The organism is Proteus sp. G4415 (assembly GCF_963896075.1).
GTDB classification, from domain to species: Bacteria; Pseudomonadota; Gammaproteobacteria; order Enterobacterales; family Enterobacteriaceae; genus Proteus; species Proteus mirabilis.
Map to the genome: position 1 here is coordinate 21,399 of NZ_CAWQOK010000007.1, position 12,231 is coordinate 33,629.

Here is a 12,231-nt window from a genome sequence, read left to right on the forward strand (position 1 = left end):
CACAAATTCTTTTTGTGACGGGTATTTTTTAAATGGCTAATCCATCATACCAAACTTACCATTGTCATAGTCATCAAAAGCTTGTAATAACTCTTGTTGTGTATTCATGACAAAAGGCCCTTGTCCTACTACTGGCTCATTAATGGGCTCACCCGTTAATATTAATACGATAGCATCTCCCATGGATCCTAATGTTAGGGTATCACCGTGGGTATCTAATATTGCGATTTCATGTTGACGTACAATATCACTGTTATTGAGATGTATCGCACCTTTAACGACAAATAGCATCGCATTATGTCCCTCAGGGATAGCATAGTGTGAAGTACCCGCATGATTTAAGCGCACATCCCACAGGTTTACAGGGGAATAGGTCATAGCAATACCAGATGTATTTGCATAGTCACCGGCAATGACTCGGACATAGCCCTGTGCATTAGGTAATTGCACATGAGGAATATCTTGCGCTTTTAGTGCTTGATAACGGGGTTGTGCCATTTTATACGCGCTTGGCAAATTAACCCACAGTTGTACGACTTCAAGCATACCTCCCTCTTTCGTCATTTTTTCAGAGTGATATTCTTTATGTAAAATACCTGAAGCGGCTGTCATCCACTGCACATCACCTTCAGCAATTGTACCGGCATGACCGGTAGAATCATGGTGAGATACTTCGCCTTGATAAGCTATAGTGACCGTTTCGAATCCACGGTGGGGATGAGTCCCAACACCACGCGCATTAGTAACAGGCTTAAATAATGTAGGCTCAGCATAATCCATTAATAAGAATGGGCTATATTGCTCTGCATTCTCTTTATAAGAGAATACTGTGCTCATAGAAAAGCCATTACCAACCCAATGTGGATTAGGTGCTGAATAAATTTGTTTTACCTGTCTCATTGTCATGATGTTTCTCCTGATTAAGGAAAGAAACCGCAATAACCCAGACACAGAAGGAGGTAATACAAGTTATCGCGATTTCTTAATGAGTACGATCATAAATTGTTCGCTCTATAAACAAAATAGGGGGAATTTGTTGATGGTATTCAAAAAAAATGAATGATCTTTTTAAGGTAAAAAAGTCAGAGATGATAAGTAGAAAAGCCTAACAGTAAAAATGATTTTAAAATTATTATTAATTATTTTCCAAAATAAAAACCACATTCTGCTTTATAAAAATAACTCAGAATGTAGTTTATTCATAAAACTATATATTATTTATTAGTATCGCCGCAACCGCCGATAATTTTAGAGATAGATACTGCTGGGTGTAATAAATAGTCGTAGTTACAATCTTTTTCTTTGTTGTAAACACTACCAGTACAACCAGTCATTACGGTAACAAAAGAAGCAATAAGTGCAATTTTGACAAAGTTTTTCATAAGAAATTCCTTTTTAATTTTAGAATGTTAAAAGCCACAGCATGACTTTCTGTGCATAAAGATATTAAATTATCTATAAATAGCAATATAAAAAAATAGGAATTTTAAAATAGAACAGAAACTAAAAAATATTTTATTTAAGATGTGAAATATGATTATCTAGAGTAAAATGAGAAATAAATTAAACTTGTGTTTTTTTATTAAATTTAAGATAAATATTTAATGTGAAATAGATTGCTAATAATTTAAATATAGATTAATCATTAAAAATAGCCGTAAAATATCGCTCTTTTATACCATTAAGATAAATTCATTTTATATTGATAAGTGCTATTGTGAGATAACAAAAAACCCGCATTAAATATGCGGGCGTTTAGATCTATACAGCATGTAGATACATGGTTATAAGAAATATCAAAGTGATTTCAGCATACGAATTTCACAGTCGCTGTGGCCTGTATTACCTAATGCTTTATCAATAAACTCAAAGCCTAATTTTTCATATAGACCAATTGCTGCTTTTAAAATATCAGTAGTTTCTAAGTAGCAGCGACTAAAGCCTTGTTGCTTACCAAACTCAAGAGATTGCTGAACAATTTTTTTCGCAATTCCTTTTCCTCGTAACTTAGAAGAGAGATACATTTTCTGTAATTCACAAGTCTCCCCATCGCCACCTGCAAGAGGTGCGACACCACCACCACCAACAATTTCGCCATCCATTTCTACCACCCAGTAAGCGCTGCGAGGTTGATGATAAACTTCGAATAAGGTATCTAAAATCGGATCAGCTACTGCAAATCCTTTATCCGCTGTTAAGCCATGCTCGGCGGAAACTTCACGAATAACGCGTGCAATGCCGGCGTTATCTCTTTTTTCAATGGCTCTGATAATAATATTTTGTGTTGCATTAGGGTTTGCAGTCATAGTTGCACTCATCGTTTTACTTATTAGTAGAATATTTTTTGATAATGTATTGAGAGAGCACCGGAAAGGAACTTCTTCATTGAAAGTAGCACTGAGGGCCACTGAAAACATCTTAATTGATTAAATAGGATTGTAAACTGTTATGCCTGTTTATTTATATGATTAGGGTATTTGTTGGTAGAGATATATTTCAAATATCTATTTCATTAGAGCGAGAATAATAGAGAAAAGGCATTATATAGCGCTATTTCACTGCAAAACGAGTCACAATATAGTGAAAAAATGTTTTATTTTTAGGTTTAGTGATAAACCTATTATCTTAAGTAGTAACGATATTAGATGTTAAAAATAAACTAAAACCCGCAATCAATACGGGTTTTAGTATTAATGGTGCAATAACTTATAACGCAGCAATAGAGACTTTTTGGGCAATCAGCTTCTCTTTAGCATTTAAACAAGATGCTAAACGCTCACGCTCTTTGGCGACAACAGCCTCAGGTGCGCGATTAACAAAGCCTTCGTTTGATAATTTGCTGTCTAATGTAGTGATATCTTTCTCTACTTTTTCAAGCTCTTTATCTAAACGGGCAAGCTCTGCATCTTTATCAATAAAGCCGGCCATTGGGATCAACAGCTCTGCACCGCTCACCAGTTTAGTTACCGATAATGGCGCGTCTTCACCTTCCGCTAATGGGCGAATATCCGCTAAGCGACCCATTGCTTTTAAGAAACCAATGTTATCACTGACGCGACGTTTAGCCGTTTCATCCGCACCACGTAAAATAACATCCAGTGGTTTACCTGGCGCAATATTCATTTCTGCACGGATATTACGAACTGCGACGATAACCTCTTTGATCCATTCCAGATCGTTAAGTGCTTGCTCGTCGACTAATGACGCATCAAATTCAGGGAAAGCTTGAAGCATGATGGTTTCGCCTTCAATGCCTTTCACCTCTTTAACGCGTTGCCAGATAGTTTCTGTAATAAATGGAATAATTGGATGAGCAAGACGTAACAGACCCTCTAATACTTCAATCAAGGTATGACGAGCAGCACGTTTTTGAGCATCATTACCTTTATGAACCGCCGGTTTTGATAACTCAAGATACCAGTCACAGAATTGGTTCCAAGTGAATTCGTATAAAATACCGGCAGCAATATCAAAGCGATAATTATCTAACGCTTCACGATAGGCTTTTATGGTGTTATTGAATTCAGCTAAGATCCAGCGATCAGCCAATGAGAATGTCATCTCACCACCTTGATAGCCACAGTCTTGATCTTCTGTATTCATCAGTACAAAACGACTGGCATTCCATAATTTGTTACAGAAATTACGGTAACCTGACAGACGTTTCATATCCCAGTTAATATCACGCCCTGTAGAAGCTAACGCCGCTAAAGTAAAGCGCAGAGCATCAGTACCATGTGCTTCAATACCTTCTGGGAACTCTTTTTTGGTGCGTTTAGCAATACGCTCAGCCATTTGTGGCTGCATCATATTACCAGTGCGTTTTTCTAACAGTTTATCTAATGTGATACCGTCAATCATATCTAAAGGATCAAGTACGTTACCTTTAGATTTTGACATTTTCTGACCTTCTTCATCACGGATAAGGCCTGTCATATAAACGGTTTTAAATGGAACCTGTGGTTTACCTTCATCATCTTTAATAAAGTGCATGGTCATCATGATCATGCGGGCAATCCAGAAGAAGATAATATCGAAACCGCTCACTAATACATTCGTTGGATGGAATGTTTTCAGTGCTTCGGTGTTTTCTGGCCAGCCTAAGGTTGAGAATGTCCACAGTGCAGAAGAGAACCACGTATCGAGTACGTCTTCATCTTGGCGTAATGCTACATCGGCAGCAATGTTATTTTCACGACGCACTTCTTCTTCGTCACGACCGACATAAACATTACCTTCGTTATCATACCAAGCCGGGATACGATGACCCCACCACAGTTGACGAGAAATACACCAATCTTGAATATCATTCATCCAAGAGAAGTACATGTTTTCGTACTGTTTAGGTACAAATTGAATATCGCCATTTTTAACCGCTTCTACCGCAGGTTTCGCTAAAGGTGCTGCACGGACATACCATTGGTCAGTTAATAAAGGTTCAATAACCACACCACCACGATCACCGTAAGGTACCGTTAAATCGTGAGGTTTGATCTCTTCTAATAATCCTAAACGTTCAAATTCAGCAACAATAGCTTTACGTGCTGCAAAACGTTCCATACCTTGGTAGGCTTTCGGGATCTCTGTGCTATATACATCAGATTCAACACCGTTAGTGTCTAATACTTCTGCGCTAACACGAATGTTGCCATCAAAATCCATGATATTAATCATTGGTAGTTGATGGCGACGACCTACTTCATAGTCATTAAAGTCATGGGCAGGGGTGATTTTTACACAACCGGTGCCTTTTTCCATATCCGCGTGTTCATCCGCTAAAATAGGAATACGACGGTTCATTAAAGGTAGAATAACCTCTTTACCAATCAGATCTTTATAACGTGGATCTTCTGGGTTAACCGCAACGCCAGTATCACCTAACAGTGTTTCAGGACGAGTCGTGGCAACAATCAGATAATCTTTACCCTCTGCCGTTTTAACGCCATCAGCTAATGGATAACGCAGATGCCACATTGAGCCTTTTACTTCGCGGTTTTCAACTTCGAGATCGGAAATGGCAGTGTGTAATTTAGGATCCCAGTTAACAAGACGTTTGCCACGATAGATAAGATCTTCTTTGTGTAAACGAACGAAGGCTTCTTTTACTGCTTTAGATAAACCTTCATCCATGGTAAAGCGTTCGCGATCCCAATCTACGGAGTTACCTAAACGGCGCATTTGGTTGGAGATATTACCGCCGGACTCTGCTTTCCACTCCCAAATTTTATCGATGAAAGCATCACGGCCATAATCATGGCGGTTTTTACCTTCTTCAGCAGCAATCTTACGCTCAACAACCATCTGTGTTGCGATACCTGCATGGTCAGTACCCGCTTGCCACAAGGTATTTTTACCCTGCATACGTTGATAGCGGATCATGGTGTCCATGATGGTTTGTTGGAAAGCATGACCCATGTGCAAGCTACCTGTCACATTAGGTGGTGGGATCACAATACAAAAGCTTTCTTTGGATGTATCACCATTGGCTTTAAAGTAGCCATTTTTTTCCCAATGTTGATACAGAGGTTGTTCAATCTCTGTCGGATTATAAGTTGTATCGAGCGATGGCTCTTTCGGTGCGGATTTATTTTCCATATTCTTTACGTATTCAATAGGTTGGCGGCGTAGCCATTGTCAAAGTAAAGCCGACGCTACGATAAATTTTATATCGTTCTCGCGCCAACTGTTTTAATTGTTCATCGATAGGTACGAAGTCTATCACTTCATGGAAAGCTGTGGCAAAGTCTGCAAATTGTGACTGCAAATTAATCAGGAGATCACGCGGGGCATTGCCCCGTTTGCCTGGCCAACATAATTCAACAGGCGCACCATAACGAGGCCCTTCACCTGCTAGGTTATGAGGCACAAATTGATGTGGCTCTCTTGCCCATAGTGCTTCATCCAACAATTCAGCTTGTGGCTGTGAATCACAGACGAGCAAAACCCGTTTGCCTAAACGCCAATGTTCTGCGGCAAGTTGACAAGCAAGCCACTCATGGGCTTGTAAATCTTGATGTATTGATGGATGTTCCATTAAATAAAACGTGGCGTTTTTCATGATATCCCGATAATAGAAGGGTATTGCATTGCAATACCCTTCTATGAGTCTGCTCTATTTACCTTAATAATTATGCGGTATTACTCGTCGCTATTCAAACCTGCGCGGTTTAATAAGAACTGCGACAGTAAAGATACTGGGCGACCCGTAGCACCTTTCGCTTTACCAGAGCGCCATGCCGTACCTGCGATATCTAAATGTGCCCAGTTATATTTGCTTGCAAAGCGCGCTAAGAAACAACCTGCGGTAATGGCTCCCCCTAAACGTCCACCCGTATTGGCAAGATCGGCAAAATTAGATTCAATTTGCTCATAGAACTCTTCGCCTAAAGGTAAACGCCATGCGCGATCGCCCGCTTGCTCTGAAGCATTCATTAATTCATGGGCTAATGGGTTATGGTTAGACATTAATCCACTATAATGATGACCTAATGCCACCATACAAGCCCCTGTTAATGTGGCGATATCAATAACTAACTCAGGCTCAAAGCGCTCAACGTAGGTTAATGTATCACACAGCACTAAGCGACCTTCAGCATCCGTATTTAATACCTCAACAGTCTGGCCTGACATAGTAGTAAGAATATCACCAGGACGATAGGCTTTACCACCCGGCATATTTTCACAGCCAGCCAATACACCGATGACATTAATAGGTAGTTGTAACTCAGCAACGACGCGCATCACACCATATACGGTTGCTGCACCACACATGTCGTATTTCATTTCATCCATGCCATCAGCAGGTTTAATTGAAATACCACCAGAATCAAAGGTGAGTCCTTTACCAACCAGTACAATTGGACGGGATTCAGGATCTTGATTACCTTTATATTCAATAATCGACATTAAAGATTCATTTTGTGAACCTTGACCGACCGCTAAATAGGCATTCATATTTAGCTCTTTCATCTGCTCTTCACCAATGACTCGGGTAGAGACATTCGCGGATGAGTCAGCGAGTTGGCGAGCTTGAGAGGCTAAGTATGCCGCATTACAGATATTAGGTGGCATATTAGCTAAATCTTTACAGGCTTTGATCCCTGATGCAATAGCTAAGCCGTGGGCAATAGCACGTTCACCGCTTGGTAATTCACGTCGAGTAGGGACATTAAAGACCATTTTACGTAATGGACGACGTAATTCGGTTTTATTACTTTTCAGTTGATCAAAGGTATAGAGGCAGTCTTTTGCAGTCTCAACCGCTTGACGTACTTTCCAGTAATTATTACGGCCTTTAACATGTAGCTCAGTCAGAAAACAAACTGCTTCCATTGACCCTGTTTCATTGAGCGTGTTAATTGTTTTCTGAATAATTTGTTTGTACTGACGTTCATCCAATTCACGCTCTTTACCACAACCAATCAGCAAAACGCGCTCAGAGAGAACATTTGGCACATGGTGCAGCAGCAATGACTGGCCGACTTTACCTTCCAGTTCACCACGGCGTAATAAGGCGCTGATGTAACCATCGCTGATTTTATCAAGTTGCTCCGCTATCGGAGATAAACGACGAGGCTCAAACACCCCCACGATAATACAAGCGCTGCGTTGTTTCTCTGGGCTGCCGCTTTTTACATTAAACTCCATGCGTTCTCCTGAATATTAAAGACAAAAACGGAAAGTATCGTTTAGAATAGTGATCCGCATTAATCTACCCCATAGAAAGTTTACTTTTTATGTTAAGCTAAATGCATTAATTGAACACAACTAATTTAGCTAACTTATAAGCTTGTTCTGATTGGGAACCTGTTTATAGCATGTTTTGATATCATTTGGGCTGCAAGAATGTCTAACTGAGATGCACAAATGATAGATATACAACGAAGTTAGCGATTTTCCTGCAAAAAGACAAGTTTTCACAGGCATAACTAGCGTGATTATAATTCGATATTTAGCTCGGGAAACCCTTAAAAGTCAGATAGCCATCTTATTTATCTTGATGCTTATCTTCTTTAGCCAAAAGCTGGTTGAAATTTTAGGGGCTGCTGTAGAAGGTAATATTCCTACAAACCTTGTGGTTTCTCTGCTGTGGCTGGGGATCCCCGAGATGGCACAGCTTATTCTACCATTAAGCCTTTTTCTTGGTCTTCTGATGACTTACAGCAAACTTTATGTTGAAAGTGAGATAACCGTCATGAATGCCTGTGGAATAGGTAAAAAAGCATTAGTGCAAGCAGCACTATTGTTGTCATTACTTACTAGCGTCTTGGCGGCAGGGAATGTGGTGTGGTTGATACCATGGTCGTCTGTACATCAAGAGCAAGTGCTGGAAGATGCAAAAGCCAATCCAAGCTTAGCGGCATTAATGGAAGGGCAATTTAAAATGTCCAGTGACCGTAATATGGTGCTTTATCTCGGTAGCGTAAAGGGCAACCAATTCCAAGATGTTTTCTTGGCTCAATTGCGTCCAACACAAAACCAACGCCCATCTGTTGTGGTGGCGGATAAAGGGTATACCAAAGAGCTACCAAACGGTAACCAAGTCGTGGTACTTAGCGAGGGTACGCGGTATGAAGGTACGGCGGTACTACGCGATTTTCGTATTACTGATTTTACCGATTACCAAGCGGTGATAGGCCATCGAGAGTCTACTATTAGCCGTAATCGCGTCGAACAAAAAACCATGAATGAGTTGTGGCACTCAACAGAGCCTGAGTCTATCGCTGAATTTCATTGGCGTTTAACCTTAATTTTCTCTGTGGTGATCATGGCGTTAATGGTTGTGCCGTTAAGTGAAGTCAATCCACGTCAAGGGCGAGTATTAAGTATGTTGCCGGCGATGTTGCTTTATTTGGTGTTTTTCCTATTACAAAGCTCCTTGCGTTCAAGCGGTGAAAAAGGAAAAGTTGACCCACTTATTGCTATGTGGACAGTGAATGGGATCTATTTTGCTTTAGCGCTGTTATTGAATGCGTGGGATACCTTACCAATGCGCAAACTACGTGCTCGCTTTAAGAAAGGAGTTGCCTGATGTTTGGTGTATTAGATAAATATATCGGGCGTACGATTTTGCAATCGATTTTGATGACGCTATTTTTACTGGTATCACTGTCTGGCATTATCAAATTCGTCGATCAGCTGCGCAAAGTAGGGCAAGGTGATTTTACGACCTTAGATGCGGGGATTTATGCGGTTTTAAATATCCTCAAAGATGTGCAAATCTTCTTTCCGATGGCGGCCTTATTAGGGGCTTTATTAGGGCTAGGGGCATTAGCGACACGTAGTGAGCTGGTGGTGATGCAGGCATCGGGTTTTACTCGTTTGCAAATTGCCGGCTCCGTGATGAAAACCGCGATCCCATTAGTACTGTTAACGGTATTAATTGGCGAGTGGGGGGCACCGCAAGGTGAACAATATGCACGTAATTACCGTGCAGAAAAGATCATGGGTAACTCTTTAGTGTCCACTAACCGTGGAATGTGGGCTAAAGATGGTAATCAATTTATCTATATTAACCGTATTAAAAGCCAAAATGAGATGCAAGGCATTACGCTGTATAATTTCGATAATAATCGAAAACTTGAAACTGTGCGTTATGCATCCAGTGCCACTTATGATCCAGATAAAAAAGTGTGGTTACTGAAACAAGTTGAGCAATCTGATCTTACTTCGCCACAAAAAATCACGGGTAAAAAACAGGTATCTTTAGAGTGGCAGACTCGCCTAACACCTGAAAAACTGAGTGTTGTGGCATTAGATCCAGATGCCTTATCCATAAGTGGCTTATATCAATATGTAAAATACCTCAAACAGAGTGGGCAAGAATCAGCCAACTATGAGCTGAACTTCTGGAAAAAAATCTTTGCACCTATTTCTGTTGCGGTGATGATGCTAATGGCGCTGTCATTTATTTTTGGCCCATTACGTACTGTACCTATGGGGCTGCGTGTGGTAACAGGAATAGCCTTTGGTTTTCTGTTCTATATTGTGAATGAAGTTTCAGGCCGATTAAGTTTGGTATATGGCATTCCTGCCGTAGTGGCCGCCTTAGTTCCTGGTATGCTCTTTTTAGTATTAAGTTTATGGTTATTAATGAGGCGTAATCGCTAAGTAGTATTAACGATTAACAATGCTTAAAGAAAAAGCGCCTTCAACAATCAAGGCGCTTTTTTATCGGTCTATAAGTTGATTATTTCGTTTAAAAACTTTGTGCTAAAGCACGCACAAGGGCATTTGTACCTCGAGTCACTTCACTAAACTTGGTGCCATTAGCTTTACGGGTGATGACAACAAAAACACCGATATTTAATTCAGGAATGGTTGCCATATAGGTATTAAAACCACCGCCACCGCCGGTTTTTTGGTAAATAGCAGGCACACCATTGGCAGGCGCCATATAAACCCATCCTAAGCCAATGCCATCCGCTCGCCCTGCAACATCCATCCCTTCAATAGAAGATAGTCGTTGGCGCGGAAAATAAATAGACTGCTCTTTACTGGCCGTCGCTTTTCTCATCGTATTATTTGAGTTTAAAAAGCCTTGCATCCAACGTTGCATATCTGCAGGCGTAGAATAAACACCCCCACTTCCGGCGGCGGCGATAGTCTCAGAACAAGGGCTGGGTCTATAACCAATTAATAATCGCTGACATTGTGTGCTACTTGGCGTTAACGTGGTATCACGCATTCCCGCAGGTTGTGTCACATACTGTTTTAATAGTTGAGGATAGTTTTTACCAGAGGCTTTCACTAATGCATCTGCTAATAAATCATAAGCCAGATTAGAATAAGAGGCAGATTGTCCCGCCGGTGTTGTTAAAGAGGCTTTTTTTAGCCAGTTCCAGCGATCGCCATGGGTTGGCCAAATAAAAACCGGTCTACCCCATTTTCCACCGGGTTGTTCACGAGGAAAACCACTGGTATGGGTAGCTAAATGATAAAGACGAATAGGAGATTGATTGTTCACTAATGGAATATCGACACCATAATAACTATATTTTTGCAGAGGATCAGTAACCAACAACTTGCCATCATCTTGTAATTTTAACATCACTTCACTCGTCATTAATTTAGTAATAGAAGCAATACGTATTAATGAGTTCATTGACGGGGTTTGACGGCTATCGGGGCTTGTAGTACCAAAAGCACGATTAAGAGATTGCGTATTGTTAATCATGACAATCACCATTCCTTGAGGGTTACTCTTTTGATAAATCTGCTGAGCATACTTATCAAAAATCTCCCGACTATTATTCGCCTTTGGTGATAAGGTGGTTGGCCATTGTGACAATTCAGGCACATTATGTTGATTAAACTTAGCGGGTAACGTTGGCGTTACCGTTGCTCGTTGACTACAGGCATTGAGCGTAAGTAGTGCAACAGGAATGAGGAGATATTTTAGGAGATGTTTTTTCATTTTATGATCAACATAACGAGTAAGGTGAAAGAAAAGAGAACAAAATAAATCAGCCATAACATAAATGGATGATTGTTTTATCGCGTTACTTTTTGTTTTTATTTATCATTTTTAGTACAGCACCTAAAACAAGCCCAATAAAAATACCGGCCATGATCCAGCTAACAATACCCATACCATCCCCTTTATAGCAGATTTAAACCAAATTTTGATTATATTATCAGAAATAAGAATGTCTATCAGAGCAATAGTGGGTTAATGAAAAGTTGATGTAAAATAGGCTGAAGGACTTCTACAAAGAGATTTTTTGTGAAGGACATCATAAAAATCTTATTATTGGTTGTTTTTTGTACATAAAAAGGGTGAAAAAAACAGGAAAGTATTACAAAGGTGTTACAATCCCCCCTAAATTTTGCCTATTTTTACTTTATTATTAGCTTTTCTTTATTATTCGGTTAACAGTTGTTTATCAAGTAAATGTTAATTAATGAATTTGTATTCTTTAAATTGATTAGTTTCTGGTTTTATATTCTAAATCTATATTTAAATTATCCATTTTCAAGGTTTTTGTAAAGATACTCACTCTACGTGTTATACTTTGTAATACTTTAATTGTTGTGAAACATACAAATAAAACTTAATATAATCTCATCAAATCGACAGCTAAACACTAAATGCGAGTAAAGACGTATTAACAAAATTAACAAGGGAAAATGGTTAAAGAGAAATAAAACATAACAAGATGAAAGGAAAGCGAATAAATAAAAAGAGAGTAAAACATCGCCGTAATAAAATAATAATGAATTAATCATCAG

At 39.6% G+C, this 12,231-nt stretch carries 9 protein-coding genes; 2 read left to right on the top strand and 7 right to left on the bottom strand.

The annotated features are described in order from the left end of the window. Nucleotides 1-36: 36 nt before the first annotated feature. The 6 genes from AACU95_RS00490 to pepA all read right to left on the bottom strand — a co-directional run bounded on the left by AACU95_RS00490 (nucleotide 37) and on the right by pepA (nucleotide 7,647). Entirely contained in the window at nucleotides 37-906 is an 870-nt protein-coding gene (locus AACU95_RS00490) for a pirin family protein (protein ID WP_012368745.1), read from the bottom strand. A 308-nt stretch (nucleotides 907-1,214) separates the two neighbouring features. Beyond that, nucleotides 1,215-1,382, bottom strand: a complete 168-nt coding sequence (locus tag AACU95_RS00495; protein WP_004246189.1) for a YhfL family protein — start codon at nucleotides 1,380-1,382, stop codon at nucleotides 1,215-1,217. 414 nt (nucleotides 1,383-1,796) lie between these two features. Beyond that, a complete protein-coding gene (locus tag AACU95_RS00500) occupies nucleotides 1,797-2,306 on the bottom strand; it encodes a GNAT family N-acetyltransferase (RefSeq protein ID WP_004249583.1) in 510 nt (169 codons plus the stop codon). Nucleotides 2,307-2,706: 400 nt separating this feature from the next. Further along, complete coding sequence (locus AACU95_RS00505) at nucleotides 2,707-5,595, bottom strand: valine--tRNA ligase (RefSeq protein ID WP_087740943.1); 2,889 nt, start codon at nucleotides 5,593-5,595, stop codon at nucleotides 2,707-2,709. Nucleotides 5,596-5,608: 13 nt separating this feature from the next. Continuing rightward, entirely contained in the window at nucleotides 5,609-6,058 is a 450-nt protein-coding gene (locus AACU95_RS00510) for a DNA polymerase III subunit chi (protein ID WP_004246185.1), read from the bottom strand. Between the two features lie 80 nt (nucleotides 6,059-6,138). Continuing rightward, nucleotides 6,139-7,647 (bottom strand): leucyl aminopeptidase, encoded by a 1,509-nt coding sequence (pepA, locus tag AACU95_RS00515; RefSeq protein ID WP_004246183.1) that lies wholly within the window; start codon nucleotides 7,645-7,647, stop codon nucleotides 6,139-6,141. A gap of 286 nt (nucleotides 7,648-7,933) precedes the next feature. On the opposite strand from pepA, the gene lptF reads away from it, so the two are divergent. Both lptF and lptG read left to right on the top strand, forming a co-directional pair. Next, complete coding sequence (gene lptF, locus AACU95_RS00520) at nucleotides 7,934-9,031, top strand: LPS export ABC transporter permease LptF (RefSeq protein WP_004249580.1); 1,098 nt, start codon at nucleotides 7,934-7,936, stop codon at nucleotides 9,029-9,031. Further along, complete coding sequence (gene lptG, locus AACU95_RS00525) at nucleotides 9,031-10,110, top strand: LPS export ABC transporter permease LptG (RefSeq protein ID WP_004246180.1); 1,080 nt, start codon at nucleotides 9,031-9,033, stop codon at nucleotides 10,108-10,110. The genes lptF and lptG overlap by 1 nt, the downstream gene beginning before the upstream one ends. Nucleotides 10,111-10,198: 88 nt before the next feature. Here the strand turns inward: lptG and ampH are convergent, their stop codons facing one another. After that, nucleotides 10,199-11,416 (bottom strand): D-alanyl-D-alanine-carboxypeptidase/endopeptidase AmpH, encoded by a 1,218-nt coding sequence (gene ampH / locus AACU95_RS00530; RefSeq protein ID WP_036900676.1) that lies wholly within the window; start codon nucleotides 11,414-11,416, stop codon nucleotides 10,199-10,201. Between the last annotated feature and the right edge of the window lie 815 nt (nucleotides 11,417-12,231).